Genomic DNA, 21,789 nt, shown 5'->3' with positions numbered 1-21,789 from the left:
CGAACACCACGCCCCGGCATTCGCCGTATCTACCCAATCGGGATATTATCCATGGCCAAGCCACTAGCATTCGGTTCGCTGCTGCTTCTTTCCTCTAGCCTGATCGCGCCGGCCGCGCTGGCGCAGACGACGGGATCGTCGACGGGCGGCGGCCAGAGCGCGTCGCCGCCGGCGACCGTCACGGTCGATCCCGCCGCCGGCCAGACGCCGGAGGTGCAGGAAGAGCAGATCGAAGTTTCCACGCCGGGTGCCGGTGATGATACCGGCGCCGACATCGTCGTCGTTGGGCGCAATATCCCGAACGCGATCCGCGCCACGCCGGAAGTGATTTCGGTCCTGTCCTCGGCCGATATCGCGCGCACCGGCGAAGGCGATATCGCCGGCGCCCTGCAGCGCGTCACCGGCCTCAGCGTCGTCGGCAGCGGCTTCGTGTTCGTCCGCGGGCTTGGTGACCGCTATTCCTCGTCCTTGCTCAACGGCTCGCCTTTGCCGTCGCCCGAGCCACTGCGCCGCACTGTGCCGCTCGACATCTTCCCGACCAGCATCGTTGCCAGCGCGCTGGTGCAGAAGAGCTATTCGGTCAATTATCCCGGCGAATTCGGCGGAGGCGTGATCAACCTCACCACCAAGGGCGTGCCCGAGGAAAGCTTCCTGTCGTTCGGCGCCTCGGCCGGTTACGACAGCGCGAGCACAGGCCAGCTCGGCTACGTCTATGACGGCGGCAGCCTCGACTGGCTCGGCTATGACAGCGGCGAGCGTACCGTTCCCGGCTTCATCAAGGCCGGCGGCGCCAGCGCACCGCAATATAGTTCAGCGCAGATCGGCTCGATGTCGAACGCGCCGACCACGTTGCTCCAGCAGAGCGACAACCTGCCGGCCAATTTCTCCGGCGAACTCAATCTCGGGCACAGCTTCGATGTCGGCGGCGCACGCATCGGCGTCATTGCCTCGGGCAGCGTCAGCAACGGCTTCCGCACGCGCGAAGCGACGCAGCAGGACACGATCGATGCCAGCGGCGCGCTGCGCAGCGATTTCCGTACCGTGCTGACCGACAACCGCATCGTCACCAACGGGCTGATCGGCCTCGGCGCCGATTTCGGTGAGCACAAGGTGCGCTGGACCAATGTCTATATCCACGACACGCTCAAGCAGGGCCGGCTCGCGACCGCGACGGTCTATCCGAACAGCAGCGGCGATCGGATCATGCAGCAGAACACCAACTGGTTCGCACGCCAGCTGATCGACACGCAGCTGACCGGCGAGTTCAAGTTCGGCGATCTCGGCCTGGATGTGCGTGGCTCCTATGCCAATACCAAGCGCGATTCGCCGTATGAGCGCTCGTTCAGCTACCGTTTCGATCAGAACGCCCAGCGCTATCAGAACAACTTGAACGGTCTTGGCGAAAACGCCTTTGTCGCCTTCAGCGCGCTGAATGAGGATCTGTACAGCGGCCAGGCCGATCTCAGCTACAAATTGCCTACGGCACGGCCAATCACGGTCTCGGCCGGCTATTATTACAGCGATACCGACCGCACCTCGACCCGCTATAACTTCCAGTACCGTACCTTCGATCAGTCCGCCCTCCCGGCGCCGTACAGCTATCTGCGGCCGGATTATCTGCTCAGCGGCGGTACGATCAACGGTGCCTGCGCGGCCAATGACGGCGGCGGCTGCATCCGCCTGTTCAACCTGTCGGGCGCCGATGGCGCGGCGCAATATGACGCGTCGCTGCGCATTCATGCCGGTTACGGCCAGCTCGAAGGCGAGATCGCCGACGGTCTGCGCGCCACGGTCGGCGTGCGCTACGAGACGGCGAAGGAAGAAGTGACGACCAGCAGCACGTCGTTCCAGGGCACCACGCTCGACAATGATTATTTCCTGCCGGCCGCCACGGTGACGTGGAATTTCGCGCCCGACATGCAGTTCCGCGTGCACGGCTCGAAGACCATCGCGCGCCCGCAGTTCCGCGAGCTCGCGCCGCAGCTGTACCGCGATTTCGATTCCGATCGTCAGTTCTTCGGCAACCCGCAGCTCAAGGATTCACAGCTGACCAACGCCGAGGCACGTTACGAATGGTTCTTCGCGCGTGATCAGCGCGTCACGGTTGCGGGCTTCTACAAGCATATCAAGAACCCGATCGAGCAGATCGGCTTTTTCCCCAACGATACCTCGCCGCTGCAGACCGGTTTCTCCTCGGCCCCGGCCGCCGATCTCTACGGTGCCGAGTTCGAAGCGCAGAAATATATCCCGCTCGATACAGCGTTCGGCAGCGATTTCTTTGCGGGCCGCCGCCTGCTGCTCATCGCCAACTACACCTATACGCAGTCCAAGCTGAAGGTGGGCGACGAGCTGGTGCCGAGCCCGATCCAGAATGGCAGCGGCGTGCCGGTGCTGTTGCCGGCCAACCAGTTGTTCCGCGACGGCGCACCGCTCACCGGCCAGTCCGATCATCTGATCAACGCGCAGATCGGCATCGATCGCAAGACCGGCGTCGTGTCGCAGCTTACCATGCTGTTCACCTATGCCAGCGAGCGGGTGACCAATCGCGGGCCGATCTCGGGCGGGTTCCTGCCCGATATCGTCGAAAAGCCCGGCATCAAGCTCGACATCGTCGCCCGCCAGGGGTTCAAGGTGCGTGGCGCGGAACTGGAGCTGAAACTGGAGGGGCGCAACCTCACCGGCACCAAGTTCCAGGAATTCCAGAAGTTCGACGATGGTACGCGGGTGGACGTCAACACCTATCGCCTGGGGCGGACGTTCACCATCGGGCTGAGCGCCAAGCTGTAACCGGGATGGTGAGGAGGGGCGACGCATCCGCTCCCCACCCGTCACCCTGAACGCCGCTCAGGATGACGGGAAACGCAGGGTCGATCGGGCAATGAACGGGGGTCCGGGCCGGCAGGCCCGCCCGTCCGGCGTCAGCCCCAGGCTCGCTCGCGAAACCATTTCGTGATCACGTATTTCGCGCCGGCGCGGACCTTCATGCCCTGGTGGATCGTCGAGGGGTTGGGCGATCCGTCGGGCCGCAAATTGTTCCATGCCAGCAGCTTGCCGACCTCCGGCTGGACGATCTTGTCGATCGTCTTGAACCGCGTCGCGCCGCCCGCCTCGGGCTCGTTGAGATAGATCATCACCGTCCAGGTGCGCTGCCCGGCGACGCTGCAATAGCGCGCGAAATCCACGCCATTGGGCTCGAAATAATCGGTATGGCCCTTGAACTCCTGGCCGACGCCGTAGCGCTGGCCCTGCATCGGTTCGCCATGCGCGCCGGACAGGCCGGTAAAGGCGCGGATCCGCGCTTCGATCTCGAGCACCGCGGGATCTGCCTGGTCGAGATCGCAGGTCTCGCTAGTGCGGAAGGTCGGATCGCCATTGGCATCGGAAATCGTCGACGGGCGGCGCTGCGCCTCGATCTGCGCGATGATCCGGCCGCACAGCGCGGGTTCGAGGAACGCCTTGCGCAGGAACAGCGTGAGCTTGGGGCTGGGCACGCGCTGCACGCCCGGCTGCGCCTGCAGGTGCGCGACGATCGCCTCGCTCGGGTGGCCGCAGCCGAAATCGGGAATCGTCGTCATGCCGCGCTATGTGGCAAAGATGTCGGGCTTTTTCCATACGGAGCTTAGCGCGGACAGCGGCTGCCGCAAAACCTTCACACTTACGCCGCGCGACTGTAACACTGCGCCTCTAGCAGCGGCACCGGAGGGATTTCACCAGCAATGCGCCTCGAACTCGACGCCCGCGCGCGCCGCCTGCTGCGGCGCCTGCCGCGCACCAACCTGTACAGTGCGCTCGAGCTGGTATTGCTCGCGGCGCTGGCGGTTCAGTGCGCGCGGCTGCTGTGGGTGATCGTCACGCCGGTCGGGCCGCTCGGGGCCTGGCGCCCGGAGCAGCCCGGCGTCGCCGGCTCACCGATTGAGATCCTGCGCGGCTTCGATCCGTTCTTCCGCTCGGCGCCCGTCGCCGGACCGGCAGTGGTCACGTCGCTGCAACTCACGCTCTACGGCACGCGCATCGACGAGGCCGTGGGCGGCGGCTCGGCGATCATCGCCGGGCCGGACGGCGTGCAGATCAGCGTGGCGGTGGGGGACGAGATCGTGCCCGGGGTGAAGCTCAAGGCAGTGGCGTTCGATCACGTCACGGTCGATCGGGGCGGCGTGGCGGAGGATCTGTTCCTCGATCAGTCGGGCGCGGTCCAGCCGGTCGTGCCGGCAGTGCCCGGCGCGCCCCCCGCGCTGCCCGGCGCCGTGCCGCCCGCTGCCGGTGGCGCGATCAAGCTCGCCCAGGTCCAGGCGGATATCGGTTTCATCCCGCGCGTCGATGGCGGGCGGGTCAGCGGGCTCGTCGTGCGGTCGCAAGGCAGCGGCGCGGCGTTCCGCGCAGCCGGCCTGCGCGATGGCGACGTCGTCACCGCGATCGCCGGGCGCGCGGTGAGCGGTCCCGGCGATATCGAGCGGCTCGCCGCGCAATTCGGCAATGGTGGCACGCTCGCAATGACGGTAGAGCGCGGCACGGAAACCATTCCTCTCTCCCTTACGATAGCGGGCCAATGAAAAAACTGATTCTGGCGCCGCTGCTGGCCGCGCTTCTCGCCGGGCCCGTGCTCGCGCAGACCACGCTCAATGTCCGCGATGCGGATATCCGCGCGTTCATCGCCGATGCCGCCAAGGTCACCGGCCGCACCTTCATCATCGACAGCCGGGTGCAGGGCAAGGTGACGGTGGTCACCGATCGGCCGCTCAGCCGCTCGGAATATTTCGAGATCTTCCTCTCCACGCTGCGCTCCAACGGGCTGATCGCGGTGCCCACCTCGGGCGGCGCGTTCCGCATCCAGCCGACCGATAATGCCGCGGCCCAGCCGAGCCGGATCGGCTCGCGCGGTGCGGCACGCAACTCGTACGTGACGGAGATCATCCGCCTGCGCTCGATCGATGCGGCATCGGCGCTCGATACGGTGCGCCCCCTGGTCAGCGCGCAGGGCTCCGTCACCGCCAATCGCGGCGGCAACAGCCTGGTGGTGGTCGATTTCGCGGACAATGTCCGCCGCGTGCGCGAAGTCGTGCGGCAGATCGATACCGACAATGCCGCGACGCGGGTGATCGCATTGAAGAATGCCGGCGCGCGCGAGATCGCCACCGCGCTGACCGCGCTGATCGGCGGCGGCGGGCAGCCGGGCGGGCAGGGCGGCACCGGCGCCAGCGTCAGCGTCGTCGCGGTGACCAGTTCCAATGCGATCGCGCTGCGGGGTGACGCGCCGAGCGTCGCGCGGCTTGCCGCGGTGGCGCAGGATCTCGATGCGCGTGCCAAGAACGGCACCGAGATCAAGGTCCAGTTCCTCGAAAATGCCGATGCCGAGCAGTTGCTGCCGGTGCTGCAGCAGCTCGTCGGCCAGACGCCGACCCAGCCGACCAGCTCCAGCACGCTGTCGCGCTCCAATTTCGGCGGCACCGGCAACAGCGCGGCGAACCAGCCGAGCGTGATCCAGCAACAGGCGCAGCCGCAACCGCAGCAGTCTGCGGCAAGCGGTGGCACCGGCCAGGCGGCGATCGTCGCCGATGGCGGGCGCACCGCTTCGGTGGTGACGCGTTTCGCCGGCGCCAACGCGATCGTCATCGCAGCCCCGGCCGAGGTGCAGCGTCAGCTCGCCGACGTGATCCGCCAGCTCGACACGCGCCGCGAACAGGTGCTGGTCGAGGCGATCGTGGCCGAAGTGTCGGATTCCACCGCGAGCAAGCTGGGGGTGCAGTTGCTCCTCGCTGGTACCGGCATTCCAAGCTTTGCGACGTCCTACAGCAATTCCGCGCCGAACCTGCTGACCATCGCCGGAGCGCTTGGCGCGCGGTCGCTCAACACCACGACGACGACGATCAACGGCGCCACGGTCACCACCAGCACCAACAGCACGATCAGCGATTCGCTGGCGCAGTCGGCAATCAGCTCGATCCTCGGCGCGAGCGGCGGCTTCGGCGGCGGTGCGTTCAACATCGGCAAGGACGCGATCTTCGGCGCGATCATCAACGCGATCAAGAGCGATACCACGTCGAACCTGCTACAGGCGCCCTCGGTCACCACGCTCGACAATCAGGAAGCGCGCATCCTGGTCGGCCAGGAGATCCCGATCACCACCGGCCAGGCGCTGTCCGACAATTTCGACAATGCCTTCCGCACCGTGCAGCGCGAGAATGTCGGCATCCAGCTCGAGGTCAAGCCGCAGGTCAACTCGTCCGGCGCGATCAAGCTCTTCCTGCACCAGCAAGTGTCGAGCATCGCCGGGCCGGTCTCCAGCGACAATAGCGATCTGATCCTCAACAAGCGCGAGGTCGAAACCACGCTGACCGTCGATGACGGGCAGATCGCGGTGATCGGCGGCCTGCTCAGTGACAGCGAGCGCCGCACGATCGAGAAGATTCCCTTGCTCGGCGATCTGCCCGGCATCGGCGCGCTGTTCCGCTCCAAGGCGAAGGAACGCGACAAGACCAACCTGATGGTGTTCATTCGACCGACGATCCTGCGCTCGGCGGAAGACCAGCGCCGCGTGACCGAACAGCGCTATGGCTATCTGCGGTTGCAGCAGGCCGGGCAGAACCCCGATGCCGAGCCGAGCATCGACCAGCTGGTGCGGGATTATCTCGGCGCGTCGGCGCCGCTCCCGCCGGCCGGACGCGATGGCGCGATCGAGGATCCGCGCATTGCCGTGCCGATCCAGCGCAACACGACGAAGATCATCCGTCCGAAGGGGCAGTGAGCATGATGCGCAATCCTTCCGCCCTCCTTTTTCCGTTCGGTGAAGCGCTGCGTAGGAAGGCCGGCGCATGAGCGTCGCCGGAGATTTCGCCGCATCGCATGGCGGTCCGCTCAGCATGGGTGCTGCCGCCGCGCTGAGCGAGGCGGCGGCAACGGTCGATCCGATCATCATCCCCGACGCGCCGATCCTGCCGCTGGAAATGCTCGCCATCCCCTATGCCTTTGCGCGCCGTTTCGGCGTCGTGCTGCAGGCGCATGAGGGCAGCCATGCGGCGATCGCGATGCGCGCCGGGGCCGATCCCAAGGTCCTGCTCGAGCTGCGCCGTCATCTCGCGCGGCCGTTCGATGTTGAATTCGTCGCCGTCGAGGAGTTCGATCGCCTGCTCTCCGATCGCTACGCGATGGACGGCCAGGCCGCGGCGGTCGCCGCCGGCACGCTCGGCCTGGGCGACGAGCTCGACATGCTTGCCGGCGACATGCCGACCGCGGACGATCTGCTCGATACGGCTGACGATGCGCCGGCAATCCGCCTGATCAACGGCATCATCGCCGATGCCGCGCGCAACGGCGTGTCCGATATCCACGTCGAGCCATACGAGACCGGCCTCGTCGTGCGCATGCGCATCGATGGCGTGCTGCGCGAGACGCTGCGCATGCCGCCGCACGTCGCGCCTGTCGTGGTCAGCCGCATCAAGGTGATGGCGCGGCTCGATATCGCCGAGCGGCGCGTGCCGCAGGATGGGCGTATCGGCCTGACCTTGGGCGGTAAGCTGCTCGACGTTCGCGTCTCGACGCTGCCCAGCCGCGCCGGCGAACGCGTCGTGCTGCGTATTCTCGACAAGGACAATGCCGGGATCGACATGGACGTGCTCGGCCTGTCCCCGGCGATCAACGCGATCCTGAAGGAGGCGCTGTCGGAGCCCAACGGCATCGTGCTGGTCACTGGCCCGACCGGCTCGGGCAAGACGACGACCTTGTACGCGGCGCTCCGCACGCTGAACGATGGCAGCTCGAACATCCTGACGGTCGAGGATCCGGTCGAATATGCGATGGACGGCGTCGGCCAGACCCAGGTCAACCCCAAGGTCGGGCTGACCTTCGCGGCCGGTTTGCGCGCGATCCTGCGCCAGGATCCGGATGTGGTGATGGTCGGCGAAATCCGCGATAGGGAGACTGCCGAGATCGCGGTCCAGGCCTCGCTCACCGGACATCTCGTGCTGTCCACCGTCCATACCAACGATGCGGTCGGCGCGATCACGCGCATGCGCGACATGAAGATCGAGCCGTTCCTGTTGGCCTCCACGCTGCGTGCGGTGATCGCGCAGCGGCTGGTGCGCAAATTGTGCGAGCATTGCCGCAAGCCGGTCCAGGCAAGCGGCTCGGTCTCGGCATTGCTCGGCTTCGATCCCGGCGCAGTGGTGTACGAGCCGGTCGGTTGCGAACAGTGTTCGCATACCGGGTTCAAGGGCCGGATCGGCGTGTTCGAGGCGATCCGCATCGACGAGACGATCCGCCGCCTGATCAACGACGGCGGCGACGAATCGATCATTGCCCGCCACGCCTTCCTGCACGCCCCCAATCTCGGCTCGGCAGCGCGGCAATTGGTGCGCGACGGCCAGACCACGCCGGAGGAAGCGGTGCGCGTGTCCCGGCGTGACATGGCGGATATCGAAGCGCCGTTGGTGGTGGAGCCGGAAACAGGTGCCTGATCGGGCAACACTGCTCCCCTCCCTGAAAGGGAGGGGCCGGGGGTGGGTCGACGCGCGCGCTGACAGGGGCGTTTCGGGAAGGCCCAACCCACCCCCAACCCCTCCCTTGCAGGGAGGGGAGTAGAGATGGCTGACTTCGACTATCTCGTCATCGACACGGCCGGTGCCGAGCGGCGCGGGCATATCGCCGCGGACTCGATCGATGCCGCGCGGATCGCGCTCGACCGGCGCAAGCTGTACGTCGTCAGGATCGAGCCCGGCTCGGGCGCGCCGCCGCGCGGGAAACCGCTGGTCACCGGCCTGTCGTTCCGCCGCAACAAGATGAGCGTCAAGGATCTCACCTTGTTCACGCGCCAGCTCGCCACGCTCAACCAGGTCTCGCCGCTCGAGGAATCGCTGCGCACGATCACCCGCCAGACCGAGCAGGAGCGCGTCCGCGCGATCGTCGCCACGGTCCATAGCGGCGTGATGGAGGGCCGCCGCCTGGCCGAGGCGATGGGCCGCGAGCCGAAGAGCTTCCCGCCCCTGTACCGCGCGATGGTCTCGGCCGGCGAGCGTTCGGGCTCGCTGCCGATCATTCTCGAACGGCTGTCGATTCTGCTCGAGCGCCAGGCCGAGATCAACGGCAAGGTCATTACCACCCTGGCATATCCGGCGGTGCTGTCGCTGGTCGCCACCGCGGTGGTCACCGCGCTGATGGCGTTCGTCGTGCCGCAGGTGGTCGAGCAGTTCGATACGGTCGGGCAGGAGCTGCCCCTGCTGACGCGGCTGGTCATCGGCCTGTCCGCTTTCCTGGTCGGCTATTGGTGGGTCATGCTGCTCGGGATCGCCGCCGCCGGTCTGCTCGGCTGGCAGTCGCTCAAGCAGCCGTCGATCCGGCTCGCCTTCGACACGCGGCTGTTGCGTATCCCGCTGCTCGGCCGGCTGATCCGCGATCTGCACGCGGCGCGCATGGCGCGCACGCTCTCCACCATGGTCGCCAGCCGCCTGCCGCTGCTCGAAGGGCTGACGCTCACCGCCGGCACGATCCACAATCGCCGGCTGCGCGCCGCCTCGGACGAGATCGTCGATGCGATCCGCGGCGGCGGCAGCCTGTCCGCCGCGATGCGCCGCACCAGCGTCTTTCCGCCGCTGCTGACGTATCTTGCCGCATCGGGCGAAGCGGCCGGGCGGCTTGACGAGATGCTCGAAAAGGCAGCGGACTATCTCGAGCGCGAGTTCGATCGCTTCACCGCCACGGCGCTGTCGCTGCTCGAGCCCGCGATCATCGTGCTGATGGGCGGGATCGTCGCGACGATCGTGCTCGCGATCCTGCTGCCGATCCTGCAGCTCAACACCCTTGCCGGCCAATGAGGTTTGTCATGCTTACCGTCTCCACCGCCCCCGATCGTCAGCAGCGTCGCCGCCGTCGCCGCGAGGAAGGCTTCACGCTCGTCGAGCTGATGGTGGTGATCGTCATCCTCGGGCTGCTCGCGACGATCGTCGCGATCAACGTGCTGCCGAGCGGCGATCGCGCCCGCGTCGAAAAGGCCAAGACCGATATCGCCACGATCGAGAGCGGCCTCGAAATGTACAAGCTGCAGAACTTCAATTATCCCAGCACCTCGGATGGCCTGCAGGCGCTGATCACCCCGCCGGCCGGGCTCGCCGATCCGTCGCGCTTCCAGAAGGGCGGCTATCTCAAGAAGCTGCCCAACGATCCGTGGGACCGGCCCTATCTCTATGCCTCGCCCGGCACGCACGGCACGGTCGATATCTGGTCGCTCGGGGCGGACGGCAAGGAAGGCGGCGAGGGCACCGACGCCGATATCACCAGCTGGCAGTAAGGTGGATCGTCGCCGCGCCATATCCATGCGGAGCGCCGAGCGCGGCTTCACGCTGATCGAGCTGATGGTCGTGGTGACGATCATCGGCCTCGCCTCGGCGATCGCGGTGCTGTCGATGCCCGATCCGCGCGGCCGCCTGTTCGACGAGGCGACGACCTTCGCCGCGCGCACCCGCGCGGCGCACGATTCGGCGATCGTCGAGGCGCGCCCGGTGAGCGTCTGGGTGTCGGTCGGCGGCTATGGCTTCGATCAGCGGAGCGGCGGGCAATGGGCGCCGATCTCGGAAAAGCCGCTGCGCGTGTCGCCCTGGGGCGCGGGCGTGCGCCCGACGCTGACGGCCGAGCGCGACCGCGTGGTGTTCGATCCCACCGGCCTCGCCGACAAGGCGCTCGATCTCCGCCTGACGCGCGATGACGAGAGCGAGATCGTCCATATCGGCCTCGACGGATCGGTCCGCGTCGGTGGTTGAGCCTATGCCGTACCGTGCTCCTGCGGACGCAGGAGCCCAGGCTAACGGAGTGCTGCGCTCGTGGCCCTGGGCCCCCGCCTGCGCGGGGGCGCCCCCGCTGCGCTCGAGCGGATTCACCCTGATCGAGATGATGGTCGCGCTTGCCGTGTTCAGCCTCGCCGCGATGGCGCTGATCCGGCTCGAGGGCGCGACGATCCGCGGCGCCACGATCCTCGATTCGACGCTCGTCGCGCAGATGGTCGCGCGCAACGTCGCGATCGAGGCGCTGACCGACACCGGCCCGCCGGCGATCGGCAAGGCCACCGGCCAGGAAACCAATGGCGGCCGCGCCTGGGCCTGGACTCGCGTCACCACGCCGACCGGCGACGCCCGCATCCTGCGCATCGAGGTCGCCGTCGCGGATGCCGGCGGCACGGTGCAGGGCCGCCTCACCGTGGTGCGCCCGGCGACCCAGCCGGCGACGGTCACCGCGTCATGACGAAGTCGGAGCGCGGCTTCACCTTGGTCGAGATGCTCATCTCGCTGATGATCTTCGGCATGCTCTCCGCCGCCGGCGTCGCCATCCTGGCGTTCAGCGTGCGCGCGCAGGGCGCGACCGGCGAAAGGCTCGACGACGTCTCGTCGCTCAACCGCCTGTCCGCCGCGCTGTCGGCCGATCTCGCCCAGGCGACGCTGCGCCAGACGCGCAACGAGTCCGGCGATCTGCTCCCCGCCTTCACCGGCGATAGCGGCTCGAACGCGTCGCCGATGCTTCGCCTGGTCCGCGCCGGCTGGAGCAATCTCGACGATGCCCGCCGGGCCGGGGCGCAGAAGGTCGAATATCGCCTTGCCAACGATACGCTGGAGCGCATCGCCTATCCGATGCTCGACGGGGCCGATCCGCTGCCGCCCGCCGCCCTGCTCGGCAATGTCCGCCAGGTCGGGCTGCGCTACCGCATCGACGGCGCCTGGACCGACCGCTGGCAGGGTACGCCGCGCGCGCCGCTACCGCAGGTGCTGGAACTCAGCATCGTCCGCACCGACGGCACCGCGTTCCGCCAGCTCTTCCTGGTCGGCTCGGGCTACCGCCCGACCGTGAAGGCGGCCGATGCCGGCTGATCGTCATTCCCCCCGCGAGCGTGGCGCCGCGCTGCTGATGGTGTTGCTGCTCGTCGCGGTGATCTCGGTGCTGGCCGCCACCGCGCTGGAAAAGCTGCGCCTGTCGACCCGCCTCGCCGGCAACGCTGCCGCCGGCGAACAGGCGCGTGCCTATGGCTATGCCGCCGAGACGCTCGCGCTGACCAAGGTCAACGACCTGCTCGGCCAGGCGGGCAAGCGCGTGACGCTGGCCGGCGGGTGGAGCGGCAAGCCGTTCCGCCTGCCGGTGCCCGGCGGGCTCGCCACCGCCCGCGTCCGGGACGGGGGCAATTGCTTCAACCTCAACGGGCTGGTGAGCGAAACCGATCCCGGCACCTATGTCGCCAATCCCGCCGCGACGCTGCAGTTCGCGCGGCTGATGCGGCTTGTCGGCGTGCCTGCATCGCTCAGCGACGGCATTGCCGATGCCGCGACCGACTGGATCGATAGCGACACTGCGCCGCTGGCCGGCGGGGCGGAGGACGGCGCCTATACCGGCGCGGCGGTGCCCTATCGCACCGCCAACACGCTGGTCGCCGATATCAGCGAGTTGCGCGCGGTCGCCGGCGTCACGCCCGAAACGTACGCGCGGCTGCGCCCTTGGCTGTGCGCGCTACCCGTGGCAAAGCCGGCCGAAATCAACGTCAACACGCTCATGCCGGAGCAGGCCCCTTTGTTCGCAATGCTGCTCCCCGATACGCTCGGCATCGATGCCGCGCGCCAGTTGCTGCTCAAGCGCCCGCCACAGGGTTTCGAAAGCGTCGAGGCGTTCTGGAAGCTGCCCGCGCAGAGCGCCATCACGCCGTCGCCCGATGCCATCGCGCAGACCGGGGTGACGACGCGCTGGTTCGCGCTCCAGGTCGATGTCGCGCTCGGCGCGACCGAGCTCGAGCAGCGCTCGACGATCGATGCCACCACTTTACCGGCACGCTTGGTGTCGCGCTCCTGGGGGGAGCCGTCATGAGCGACACGTTGGTCCTGTTCCTGCCCGTCGCAGACGTGCCGTGGCGCTGGCTGCGCATCGCCGATAATGGCGTCCGCGCGCGCGGCGAGGGCTTTCCGGCAGATCTCGATCCGGATGCGCCGCCGCCGGTCGCCGTCGTGCCTGCCGATGCGGTGACGCTGCACTGGGCTGAATTGCCCGATCGCTCGGTCGCGCAGTCGGTCACCGCCGCGCGCCTGCTCGCGGCGGACGCCAGTGCTTCGCCGATCGGCGAACTGCACGTCGCGGTCGGCCGGGAGGGTGACAATGCCGAACGGCCGATCGGTGTCGTATCGACGCTGCAGATGCACCACTGGCTGGCGGCGCTAGCCGCGCAGGGCGTCGATCCGCTGTCGATGCTGCCCGCGCCGATGCTGCTGCCGCGCCCCGATGAAGGCTATCTGCGCGCCGATCTGGGCGGCGAGGGCGTCGTGCGCGGGCCGACCAGCGGGTTCGCCGACGAAGCACGGCTGACCGAACTCGTTACCGGTGGCGTGGCGCCGGCCGTGCTGGAGCGCGATGCGCTGGACGCCGCGATCGTCGCCGCGATCGGCAATCCGGCGCTCGATCTGCGCCAGGGCGCATTCGCGCGCCGCCGGCGCTTTGCGATCGATTGGCCGTTGGTCCGCCGGCTCGGCTGGCTGTCGCTGGCGATCCTTACCGTCACGCTGATCATCAGTCTGGTCTCGATCCTCAAATACAATGTCGCCGCCGATCTGCTCGAGCAGCGTGCCGAGCAGCTCGCTCGCCAGGGCCTGCCGCGCGGCGAGACGGTCAACGATGCCGATCGCCAGCTGACCGAACGGCTGGCGCGGCTGCGCGGTGGCGGCCTCGGCTTCAGCCGCACCGCCGCCGCCTTGCTTTCGGCGATCCGCGCGGTGCCGGGCAGCGAAGTGACCGCGCTGGCGTTCGACCCCAATGGCGATGTCCGCGCGACCATCTCCGCACCGGGCGAAGGCCAGGCGACCGATCTGCGTACGCGGATCGAGGCGCAGGGCTTCGTCGCCCGGCTGAGCACGCTGGAATCGGCCAATGGCCGCGTGTCGGGAACGCTGACGGTGAGCATGCCATGATCGCGCAATTCAAGACTTGGTTCGACGGCCGCTCGTTGCGCGAAAAGCGCCTGCTGCTCATCATGGCGGGGCTCGCCGCGCTGACGCTGTTGTGGGTCGCGATCATCCTGCCGGTGACCGACGGCCTGTCCTCGGCCAAAGAGCGCCATGCCGATGCGGTGGTGCGGATGGGCGAGACGCAGGCCCGGCTCAAGGTGCTGCAGGATCTGCAGCGCGATCGTCCGGCGGCACTCGGTGGTCCGCTCGACGCGATCATCCGCACCCGCGCCAACGATGCCGGCTTTCCGCTGTCGCTGGTCAATCCGGTCGGCGGCGATCGCGTCCAGATCGCCATCGGTTCGGCCCGCCCCGGCGCGTTGCTCGGCTGGATCGGTGATCTCGAACGGAGCGGCATCCTGGTCGATTCGCTGAACATCACCAATAATGGCGATCAGACGGTCGCCGCCCAGATGACCCTGAAGGCACGCGGCATATGAGGCGGATTCGCTTGACCACCGGCCCGGGGCTGCTGTTCGCCGCCGCGTTCGTCGTCGCGCTGCTGGCCTTCCTGCCGATGCGGCTGGTGCTTGGCTGGATCGGTGTCGGCGAACAGGGGCTGACGGCGCGTGCCGTCGACGGCAGCGTCTGGTGGGGCGCGCTGACCGAGGCACGGTTCGGCGAACTCGCGGTCGGCGATCTGCGCGCGCGGGTCTCGCCGCTGCACCTGCTGGTCGGCCAGGCGCGCGTCACGCTCGACGGGCGGGAAAAGACCCGCGCGTTGCACGGCGCGGTCGGCGTCAGCCGGCACAGCCTGAGCGTCGACGACATGACCGCCTCGCTCTCCGCCGGCACGGTGTTTGCGCCGGTGCCGGTCACCGCAATCGATCTCGACGATGTCAGCGTGCACTTCGCCGATGGCAATTGCGCGCGCGCCGAGGGGCGGGTCCGCGCGACGCTGGCGGGCGATGTCGCGGGCATCCCGCTCAGCCAGGGCATGAGCGGCACTGCCAAATGCGAATCGGGCGCCTTGCTGCTGCCACTGGTCAGCCAGTCGGGCAGCGAGGCTGCCACGATCCACCTGTGGCAGACGGGCCGCTTTCGTGCCGAAATCTCGGTGCGCCCGGGCGATCCGGCCGCGGGTGCCAAACTCGTACTGAGTGGCTTCCGCCCGACCGACGCCGGGTATACGCTGGCGGTCGAAGGCACATTCTGATGCACAGGCGGTGCGTATAGGCGCGTGGTTCCCCTGCGAAAGCAGGGGCCCAGAGCCCAAAGCGCCGCTTTTGCAATCCTGGACTCCTGCCTTCGCAAGAGAACGACTTGGTCATTTCCGGCGCCCGGAGACGAGGGATATGCGGCTACCGATCGGCATAGTCTGTGCAATTAGCGCGACAATCGCGCCGCCAGCGACGGCGCGCGATACCAAGGCCTGGGATACCTCCGGCAGCGTCGCGCGTGACGTGCTGGTCGTCACCGCGCTGGCGCTGCCCGCCGCCAAGGGCGACTGGAAGGGTGACCTGCAGGCGCTGGCGAGCATCGGCGGCGCCTTCGTCGTCACCACGGCGCTCAAGCAGACGATCAGGTCGCGCCGCCCCGATGGCAGCGATCAGCATAGTTTTCCCTCCGGCCATAGCTCGGCGTCGTTCGCCGCGGCGGCGACGCTGCACAACCGCTATGGCTGGAAGATCGGCCTGCCGGCGCAGGTGGTGGCGGTGTTCGTCGGCGTGTCGCGGGTCCAGGCGCGCCGGCATCGCTGGGGCGACGTGCTGGCCGGTGCGGCGATCGGCGAGGCATCGGGCCTGCTGCTCACGCGCAGATTGAACGACAATGTCCGGGTGGTCCCCTGGGGCGATACTCGGTCGGGCGGGGTTTCGGTCGCGCTGCGTTTTTGAGCGGCACTTGTAAAAGACCGTGCGCGCAATCTTGACGCCGCCACCCTGCACCCGCTAGGGGCGCTCGCTCTGCGGCGATCGTAGTTCAATTGGTTAGAGCGTCGGCTTGTGATGCCGGATGTTGCGGGTTCAAGTCCCGTCGGTCGCCCCATTCTTTTCCCCGAGATCAAATCATGACAGCCAGCTGGGGTTTCCCCGACTTCGACGCGCACGAAGGCGTGCACCTGTTCACCGACGCGGCCAGCGGCCTACAGGCGGTGATTGCGGTCCATTCGACGCATCTCGGGCCGGCAGCCGGCGGCGTGCGCTTCTGGCATTATGGCGATAGCGATCGCGCGATCACCGATGCGCTGCGCCTGTCGCGCGGCATGAGCTTCAAGAATGCGATGGCCGGTCTGCCGATGGGCGGCGGCAAGGGCGTCGTGCTCGCCGCCAATCCGGGCGACACGATCACGCAGGCGCAGCTCGAGGCGTTCGGCCGCGCGGTCGAATCGCTCGGCGGCAAATATGTCACCGCGGAAGATGTCGGCATGTCGGAAGCGCGCATGAAGGTGATCGCGACGCAGACGCGCCACGTCTCCGGCCTGCCGGTCGCGGCGGGCAGCGCTGGCGGCGATCCCGGCCCCTATACCGCGCACGGCGTCTATCTCGGCGTCAAGGCGGCGGCCAAGCGCGGTCTCGGCGCCGATTCGATGCAGGGCGTGCATGTCGCGATCCAGGGCGTCGGCAGCGTCGGCGGCGGCCTCGCCAAATTGCTGGCCAAGGATGGCGCGCGATTGACGCTGGCGGACGTCGATGCGGGCCGCGCCACGGCGCTGGCCGAACAGCTCGGCGCCCGGACCGTCGCGGCCGATGAAATCCTGGCGATCGACGCGGATGTCGTCAGCCCCAACGCGCTGGGCGCGATCTTCACCGAACAGTCGATCGACGCGCTCAACACCAAGGTCGTCGCCGGCGGCGCCAACAATCAGCTCGCGACTCGCGAGGATGGCGCCCGTCTGGCCGCGCGCGGCATCCTCTACGCGCCGGATTACGTGATCAACGCCGGCGGCATCATCAATGTCGGGCTCGAATATCTGGGGCACGGCGACGAAGCCGAGGTGATGGCGCGGATCGAGCGCATCCCGACTCGCCTGATCGAAGTGTGGGACGAAGCCGATCGCTCGGGCGCGCCGAGCTCGGATGTCGCCGACCAGATCGCGCGACGGCTGATCGGAAGGGGCTGACCTTCTCCCCTCCCTGAAAGGGAGGGGGCAGGGGGGTGGGTCGACGCCGTCGCCGACGCCTGCGTTTCGGAAAGGTCCTACCCACCCCCGCCCCCTCCCTTGCAGGGAGGGGAGTTCTTCACCCCAGGAACGCCAGCATCGCCGCGATCGCGGTCATCGTCTGCGCCGGATCGCGCACCGTCAGCGTGTCGATCCCCGCTGCCTTGACGGCATAATCGTTCCCGCCCGGATAGATCGCGTCGCCGAGGAACAGCATGTCCTGGGTGGCGATCCCCGAATGCTCGGCAAGCGCGCGCATCGCGCTCGCTTTGTCCGTGCCCTCGCGCGTGATGTCGATCGAGGTCGATCCGCCGACATTGATCGCAAAGCCTGTCAGCTGCCCCTGCACGATCGCCTGCATCCGCTTGCGCTTGGCGAAGTCCGGATCCCACGCCTTCTTGGCGTCGATCGGCGCTTCCTGGCCCAAAGCCGAGAAGGTGATCTGGCTGCCGCGATCCTCGATCTGCTGCCCCCAGGTCTTTTCCTCCGACTGCCCGGTCTGCCGGCTGGCATCGTCCAGCGCCGCGATGATGCTGTCGCGTTCCTCGGTCGTGAAGATGTCTGCATAGATCCGCGTCCAGCCGCCAGCCTGCAGCCGGTACAATTTCGTCCCCGTGGTCGGCATGATGAACAACCGGCTGAGATCGGCGTCCTGCGGCAGCCGCGCGATGATCTGCTTTTCGAACTGCGGCCAGTCCCCGCCCGAGATCACCGCGACCGCGACCTGCCCGGCAAGATCGGCCAGCAGCCCCGCCATGTCCGGCTCCAGCGCCTGCTTGCTTTCGGCGAGCGTTCCATCCAGATCAAAGGCAACCAGGCGTTTCATGACAATCCTCGGCGTATAGGGGGGAACGGCAATAACCCGCGGCGCGCGCGATGGTGCCCGCTGGCATTTCAAGCACAGTTGAGTAGCATCAAAAGTCGCTCTAGATGAGGCGCATAGTGCCCAGCATTCACGCCCTTGCCAATCCTGCGCGCTTCCTCAAGATCGCGCGACCGCTGACGCCGGTTTTGCTGCTGGCGGGGGCGGCGTTGATCCTGCTCGGCAGTTGGGCGGGCCTGACGCTCACCCCGCCCGATTACCTGCAGGGCGAGACGGTGCGGATCATGTACATCCACGTGCCGACCGCCTGGCTCGGCATGGGCGGATGGAGCGGCATCGCCATCTCCAGCATCGTCTTCCTCGTCTGGCGTCACCCGCTCGCCGCGATCGCCGCGCGCGCCATCGCGCTGCCCGGCGCGGTGTTCGCCGCTTTGTGCCTCGCCACCGGCTCGATCTGGGGCCGCCCGACTTGGGGCACCTGGTGGCAATGGGACGGGCGGCTGACCAGCATGCTGCTGCTGTTCTTCGTCTATCTCGGCTATATGGCGCTGGCCCGCGCCGACGCCGATCGCGGCGGCGATGGGCGTATCCCGGCGCTCTACGGCGTCGCCGGATCGGTGCTGCTGCCGATCATCCGCTATTCGGTCGTGTGGTGGAACACGCTACACCAGGGGCAGAGCATCGGCCTGACCAGCTCGAGCATCGACGCGTCGATCCTGTGGCCGCTCTGGCTGACGCTGATCGGCTTCACCTTGTTCTTCGCCGCGATCGTGCTGATGCGCATGCGCACGATGCTCGCTTTGGCCAAGGCCGAGGCGCGGATGCGCAGGATGGCGGCATGAACCCCTGGCCATTTGTCATCGCCGCTTATGCCGTGGTGCTCGGCGCGAGCGGGGCACTTGCACTTCTAAGCTATGCCGCGATGCGCCGGGCGGAGCGCCCGTGAAGCCCAAGCATCAACGCCTCACGCTGGCGCTGCTTGCCGTTGCCGCCGTGCTCGGCGCGAGCGGGCTGGCGCTCTCCGCGCTCAAGGATCAGGCCGCCTTCTTCTACGCGCCGGGTGACGTCGCCAAGGCCGGCCCGCCGGTCGGCCGCGCGGTGCGGCTGGGCGGGATGGTGCAGCAGGGCTCGATCGCCAAACAGCCCGATGGCGTCTCGATCCGCTTTGTCGTCACCGACGGCACGGCGACCGTGCCCGTCAGCTTTCGCGGCGTGACGCCGGATCTGTTCCGCGAGGGATCGGGCGTGGTGGCGGAAGGCATGTTCAACGCCGACCGCAGCTTCACCGCGAGCAACCTGCTCGCCAAGCATGACGAGCGCTACATGCCGCCGCAGGTCGCCAAGACCGAGGCCGGCCCGATGCACGAGACGAAGACGCTCGCGCCATGATCGCCGAAGCGGGCCTTGCCGCGCTGTGGCTGGCGGCGGCGCTGGCCGGATTGCAGCTGGTGCTGGCCGCAATCGGCCTGCGGCTCGATGCGACGCGCCCCGCTACCGGCGACGGTCCCGGTGTCGGTGCCGCGGAGATCATGGCCGCCGTGCGCCCCGTCGCGATCGTCCAGGGCCTGCTCGCCTTGCTCGCCATGGCGCTGCTGATCGCGTTGTTCGTCCGCTCCGACATGTCGGTGCAACTCGTCGTCGCGAACAGCCATTCGGACAAGCCGCTCCTGTACAAATTCTCCGGCGCCTGGGGCAATCACGAAGGCTCGATGCTGCTCTGGGTGACGATCCTCGGCCTTGCCGGCACGACGATCGCGATCGTCGAACGCCGCCTGCCGCGCGCCACATTGATCGCCACGCTTGGCGCGCAGGCGGCGATCGCGCTCGGTTTCTATGCCTTCCTGCTCTTCTCCTCCAATCCGTTCGCCCGGCTGAGCCCGGCGGCGCCAGACGGGCAGGGGCTCAATCCGCTGCTGCAGGATCCCGGCTTGGCCTTCCATCCGCCGACGTTGTACATCGGCTATGTCGGCATTTCGGTCGCTTTCTCCTTCGCGGTCGGCGCGCTGATCACCCGCGACGTCGGCCCGGCCTTCGCCCGCGCGATGCGGCCCTGGGTGCTCGGTGCGTGGATATTCCTCACGCTCGGCATCACCGCGGGCAGCTACTGGGCCTATTACGAGCTCGGCTGGGGCGGCTGGTGGTTCTGGGATCCGGTCGAGAATGCCTCGCTGATGCCCTGGCTGGCGGCCACCGCCTTGCTCCACTCGGTCAGCGTGCTGGCGACGCGTGACGGGCTGCGCGCCTGGACGGTGATGCTCGCCGTCGTCGCCTTCTCGATGTCGATGGTCGGCACGTTTCTGGTCCGCTCGGGGATCCTGACCAGCGTGCATGCCTTCGCGGTCGATCCGACGCGCGGCAGCTTCATCCTCGCGCTGCTGCTGCTGTACATCGGCGGCGCGCTGTTGCTGTTCGGGCTGCGTATCGGCACGGTGCGGCAGGGCTCGACCTTCGAACTGATCAGCCGCGAAGGCGCGCTCGTCGCCAACAATCTGCTGCTTTCGGTGATCCTCGGCATCGTGCTGATCGGCACGCTCTATCCGATCGTCGCCGCGGCGTTCGGCGTGCAGCTCTCGGTCGGCCCGCCCTTCTTCGACAAGGCGGCGGGGCCGGTCGCGCTGCTGCTCGTCGCGGTCATGGCGGTCGGCCCGCTGCTGCGCTGGCGCCGCGACGACGGCCAGGCTGCGCTGGAGCGCATGATGCTGCCGATCGCGGTCGCAGCCCTGGCCATGGCGGCGGTGTTCATCGTCACCGGGGGCATCGCGATCCTGCCGTTCCTCGGGCTGGGCTTGGCCGCCGGCCTGGCCGCGGCCAGTGTCGCGCCCTTGTGGAAGCGCAATCTGCGCCGCACGCCGTTGTTCACCTGGGGCATGGTGATCGCGCATCTCGGCATCGCGGTCAGCCTGGCCGGCATGGCGTCGGACAGTGCCTTCACCAAGGAAACCCTGGTCGCAGCGCGTGTCGGCGAACCGCACAGGGTCGGACCATACACGGTGCGGCTCGACGGCATTTCCCCGGTCATCGGCGCGAACTGGTCGGCGCTGCAAGCGCGCCTCAGCGTGCGGCGCGGCGACGACGGCGCCTGGTTCGTGCTGCGCCCGCAATCGCGCTTCTTCTCCTCGCCGCCGACCACGACGAGCGAATCCGCCATCGCTACGCGGCTCGACGGCCAGCTCTATACCGTGCTCGGCGCGCCCGACGGCGAGGGGCGCTGGCAGCTGCGGCTGTGGTGGAAACCGTTCGTCACCTTTATCTGGTTGGGCGGCGCGCTGATCGCGCTGGGCGGCGCGCTGTCGCTGCTCGGCCGGGTACGGCGCGATCGCCAGGCCGTGCTGAGGGAGGCCTATCGATGAAACGCTCTGCCGTCTGGTTGCCGCTGCTCGGCTTCGCCTTGGTCTTTGCCGTGGTGGCGATGGCGCTGGTCCGCCCCGCCGATCGCACGGTACGCTCGGCGATGATCGGCAAGCCGCTGCCGACCTTTTCGCTGGCGGCGATGGTGCCCGGCAAGCCGGGGCTGGGCAGCGCCGTCTTCACGCAGGGCCAGCCCCGGCTGCTCAACGTGTTCGCCAGCTGGTGCGTGCCGTGCATCGCCGAGGCGCCGATGCTGATGCGGCTGAAGCGGATGGGCGTGCCGATCGAGGCGGTCGCGATCCGCGACACGCCGGCGGCGGTACAGGCGTTTCTTGCGCGCAACGGCGATCCCTATGGCCGCATCGGCAATGATCGCGAGAGTTCGGTGCAACTGGCGCTCGGCTCATCAGGCGTGCCCGAGACGTTCGTGATCGACGGCAAGGGGCGGATCGTCCTGCAGCATGTCGGCGATATCCGCGACGGCGACGTGCCGGAGATCCTGGCTGCGCTCGAGAAGGCGCGGTGAGCGTCTCCTACATCCGTCATCCCGGGTTCAATCCGGGATC

21 protein-coding genes and 1 tRNA gene are annotated in these 21,789 nt (G+C 68.0%); 20 read left to right on the top strand and 2 right to left on the bottom strand.

The genetic code is table 11. From position 1 onward, the window contains the following. Positions 1–51: 51 nt before the first annotated feature. Positions 52–2,787 (top strand): TonB-dependent receptor domain-containing protein, encoded by a 2,736-nt coding sequence (locus NV401_RS10605; protein WP_261294395.1) that lies wholly within the window; start codon positions 52–54, stop codon positions 2,785–2,787. A 131-nt stretch (positions 2,788–2,918) separates the two neighbouring features. On the opposite strand, the gene NV401_RS10600 is transcribed toward NV401_RS10605, so the two are convergent. Then, positions 2,919–3,575, bottom strand: a complete 657-nt coding sequence (locus NV401_RS10600) for a prolyl hydroxylase family protein (RefSeq protein ID WP_261294394.1) — start codon at positions 3,573–3,575, stop codon at positions 2,919–2,921. A 141-nt stretch (positions 3,576–3,716) separates the two neighbouring features. Between NV401_RS10600 and NV401_RS10595 the strand changes: the two genes are divergently transcribed. From NV401_RS10595 to NV401_RS10525, 15 genes are all read left to right on the top strand, one after another. Then, positions 3,717–4,550 carry a type II secretion system protein N gene (locus NV401_RS10595; protein ID WP_261294393.1) on the top strand — a complete coding sequence of 278 codons (834 nt, stop codon included), beginning with the start codon at positions 3,717–3,719 and terminating at the stop codon, positions 4,548–4,550. Further along, complete coding sequence (gene gspD / locus NV401_RS10590) at positions 4,547–6,742, top strand: type II secretion system secretin GspD (protein WP_261294392.1); 2,196 nt, start codon at positions 4,547–4,549, stop codon at positions 6,740–6,742. The genes NV401_RS10595 and gspD overlap by 4 nt, the downstream gene beginning before the upstream one ends. Positions 6,743–6,941: 199 nt before the next feature. Next, positions 6,942–8,450 carry a GspE/PulE family protein gene (locus NV401_RS10585; RefSeq protein WP_315369328.1) on the top strand — a complete coding sequence of 503 codons (1,509 nt, stop codon included), beginning with the start codon at positions 6,942–6,944 and terminating at the stop codon, positions 8,448–8,450. Positions 8,451–8,576: 126 nt separating this feature from the next. Next, positions 8,577–9,803, top strand: a complete 1,227-nt coding sequence (gspF, locus tag NV401_RS10580) for a type II secretion system inner membrane protein GspF (protein ID WP_261294391.1) — start codon at positions 8,577–8,579, stop codon at positions 9,801–9,803. Positions 9,804–9,811: 8 nt separating this feature from the next. After that, entirely contained in the window at positions 9,812–10,276 is a 465-nt protein-coding gene (gene gspG, locus NV401_RS10575; protein ID WP_261294390.1) for a type II secretion system major pseudopilin GspG, read from the top strand. 25 nt (positions 10,277–10,301) lie between these two features. After that, entirely contained in the window at positions 10,302–10,745 is a 444-nt protein-coding gene (locus NV401_RS10570) for a GspH/FimT family pseudopilin (RefSeq protein ID WP_261294389.1), read from the top strand. A gap of 49 nt (positions 10,746–10,794) precedes the next feature. Beyond that, positions 10,795–11,223, top strand: a complete 429-nt coding sequence (gene gspI, locus NV401_RS10565) for a type II secretion system minor pseudopilin GspI (RefSeq protein ID WP_261294388.1) — start codon at positions 10,795–10,797, stop codon at positions 11,221–11,223. Beyond that, positions 11,220–11,843 (top strand): type II secretion system minor pseudopilin GspJ, encoded by a 624-nt coding sequence (gspJ, locus tag NV401_RS10560; RefSeq protein ID WP_261294387.1) that lies wholly within the window; start codon positions 11,220–11,222, stop codon positions 11,841–11,843. Before gspI ends, gspJ begins: the two co-directional genes overlap by 4 nt. Beyond that, positions 11,833–12,825 carry a type II secretion system minor pseudopilin GspK gene (gspK, locus tag NV401_RS10555; RefSeq protein ID WP_261294386.1) on the top strand — a complete coding sequence of 331 codons (993 nt, stop codon included), beginning with the start codon at positions 11,833–11,835 and terminating at the stop codon, positions 12,823–12,825. Before gspJ ends, gspK begins: the two co-directional genes overlap by 11 nt. After that, positions 12,822–13,916: a type II secretion system protein GspL gene (gene gspL / locus NV401_RS10550; RefSeq protein ID WP_261294385.1), complete on the top strand. Its 1,095-nt coding sequence runs from the start codon at positions 12,822–12,824 to the stop codon at positions 13,914–13,916. Before gspK ends, gspL begins: the two co-directional genes overlap by 4 nt. Further along, a complete protein-coding gene (locus NV401_RS10545) occupies positions 13,913–14,392 on the top strand; it encodes a type II secretion system protein M (protein WP_261294384.1) in 480 nt (159 codons plus the stop codon). The genes gspL and NV401_RS10545 overlap by 4 nt, the downstream gene beginning before the upstream one ends. An 11-nt stretch (positions 14,393–14,403) precedes the next feature. Then, the gene (gene gspN / locus NV401_RS10540; RefSeq protein WP_261294383.1) at positions 14,404–15,108 is read left to right on the top strand and encodes a type II secretion system protein N; all 705 of its coding nucleotides are present in this window, start codon (positions 14,404–14,406) and stop codon (positions 15,106–15,108) included. Between the two features lie 139 nt (positions 15,109–15,247). After that, on the top strand, positions 15,248–15,787 hold the full coding sequence (locus tag NV401_RS10535) for a phosphatase PAP2 family protein (protein WP_261294382.1): 540 nt from the start codon (positions 15,248–15,250) through the stop codon (positions 15,785–15,787). A 74-nt stretch (positions 15,788–15,861) separates the two neighbouring features. Further along, positions 15,862–15,938 (top strand) — tRNA-His (locus NV401_RS10530). A gap of 22 nt (positions 15,939–15,960) precedes the next feature. Next, positions 15,961–17,013, top strand: coding sequence for a Leu/Phe/Val dehydrogenase (locus NV401_RS10525; RefSeq protein WP_261294381.1), 1,053 nt, complete (start codon positions 15,961–15,963; stop codon positions 17,011–17,013). Positions 17,014–17,131: 118 nt separating this feature from the next. On the opposite strand, the gene NV401_RS10520 is transcribed toward NV401_RS10525, so the two are convergent. Next, positions 17,132–17,878 (bottom strand): HAD-IIB family hydrolase, encoded by a 747-nt coding sequence (locus NV401_RS10520; protein ID WP_261294380.1) that lies wholly within the window; start codon positions 17,876–17,878, stop codon positions 17,132–17,134. 116 nt (positions 17,879–17,994) lie between these two features. Here NV401_RS10520 and ccmC point away from each other — a divergent pair, with 116 nt between their 5' ends. The 4 genes from ccmC (at position 17,995) to NV401_RS10500 (ending at position 21,749) form a co-directional block, all read left to right on the top strand. Further along, positions 17,995–18,717 carry a heme ABC transporter permease CcmC gene (gene ccmC / locus NV401_RS10515; RefSeq protein ID WP_261294379.1) on the top strand — a complete coding sequence of 241 codons (723 nt, stop codon included), beginning with the start codon at positions 17,995–17,997 and terminating at the stop codon, positions 18,715–18,717. 100 nt (positions 18,718–18,817) lie between these two features. Continuing rightward, entirely contained in the window at positions 18,818–19,264 is a 447-nt protein-coding gene (gene ccmE / locus NV401_RS10510; protein ID WP_261294378.1) for a cytochrome c maturation protein CcmE, read from the top strand. After that, positions 19,261–21,225, top strand: a complete 1,965-nt coding sequence (locus NV401_RS10505; RefSeq protein ID WP_261294377.1) for a heme lyase CcmF/NrfE family subunit — start codon at positions 19,261–19,263, stop codon at positions 21,223–21,225. Before ccmE ends, NV401_RS10505 begins: the two co-directional genes overlap by 4 nt. Then, entirely contained in the window at positions 21,222–21,749 is a 528-nt protein-coding gene (locus NV401_RS10500) for a redoxin family protein (RefSeq protein ID WP_261294376.1), read from the top strand. The genes NV401_RS10505 and NV401_RS10500 overlap by 4 nt, the downstream gene beginning before the upstream one ends. The last annotated feature ends 40 nt before the right edge of the window (positions 21,750–21,789 follow it).

The sequence above is a fragment of the Sphingomonas hylomeconis genome (genome assembly GCF_025370105.1).
In the GTDB taxonomy this organism is placed as follows: Bacteria; Pseudomonadota; Alphaproteobacteria; order Sphingomonadales; family Sphingomonadaceae; genus Sphingomonas; species Sphingomonas hylomeconis.
Note: the sequence above shows the minus strand (reverse complement) of the source record. Positions and strands in the feature narration are given on the sequence as shown.

Bases quoted from the DNA above. Each gene is read 5' to 3' on its own strand.
- NV401_RS10605 (WP_261294395.1), top strand. From the start codon at position 52: ATGGCCAAGCCACTAGCATTCGGTTCGCTGCTGCTTCTTTCCTCTAGC.
- NV401_RS10600 (WP_261294394.1), bottom strand. From the start codon at position 3,575: ATGACGACGATTCCCGATTTCGGCTGCGGCCACCCGAGCGAGGCGATC.
- NV401_RS10595 (WP_261294393.1), top strand. From the start codon at position 3,717: ATGCGCCTCGAACTCGACGCCCGCGCGCGCCGCCTGCTGCGGCGCCTG.
- gspD (WP_261294392.1), top strand. From the start codon at position 4,547: ATGAAAAAACTGATTCTGGCGCCGCTGCTGGCCGCGCTTCTCGCCGGG.
- NV401_RS10585 (WP_315369328.1), top strand. From the start codon at position 6,942: ATGCTCGCCATCCCCTATGCCTTTGCGCGCCGTTTCGGCGTCGTGCTG.
- gspF (WP_261294391.1), top strand. From the start codon at position 8,577: ATGGCTGACTTCGACTATCTCGTCATCGACACGGCCGGTGCCGAGCGG.
- gspG (WP_261294390.1), top strand. From the start codon at position 9,812: ATGCTTACCGTCTCCACCGCCCCCGATCGTCAGCAGCGTCGCCGCCGT.
- NV401_RS10570 (WP_261294389.1), top strand. From the start codon at position 10,302: ATGCGGAGCGCCGAGCGCGGCTTCACGCTGATCGAGCTGATGGTCGTG.
- gspJ (WP_261294387.1), top strand. From the start codon at position 11,220: ATGACGAAGTCGGAGCGCGGCTTCACCTTGGTCGAGATGCTCATCTCG.
- gspK (WP_261294386.1), top strand. From the start codon at position 11,833: ATGCCGGCTGATCGTCATTCCCCCCGCGAGCGTGGCGCCGCGCTGCTG.
- gspL (WP_261294385.1), top strand. From the start codon at position 12,822: ATGAGCGACACGTTGGTCCTGTTCCTGCCCGTCGCAGACGTGCCGTGG.
- NV401_RS10545 (WP_261294384.1), top strand. From the start codon at position 13,913: ATGATCGCGCAATTCAAGACTTGGTTCGACGGCCGCTCGTTGCGCGAA.
- NV401_RS10535 (WP_261294382.1), top strand. From the start codon at position 15,248: ATGCGGCTACCGATCGGCATAGTCTGTGCAATTAGCGCGACAATCGCG.
- NV401_RS10525 (WP_261294381.1), top strand. From the start codon at position 15,961: ATGACAGCCAGCTGGGGTTTCCCCGACTTCGACGCGCACGAAGGCGTG.
- NV401_RS10520 (WP_261294380.1), bottom strand. From the start codon at position 17,878: ATGAAACGCCTGGTTGCCTTTGATCTGGATGGAACGCTCGCCGAAAGC.
- NV401_RS10505 (WP_261294377.1), top strand. From the start codon at position 19,261: ATGATCGCCGAAGCGGGCCTTGCCGCGCTGTGGCTGGCGGCGGCGCTG.
- NV401_RS10500 (WP_261294376.1), top strand. From the start codon at position 21,222: ATGAAACGCTCTGCCGTCTGGTTGCCGCTGCTCGGCTTCGCCTTGGTC.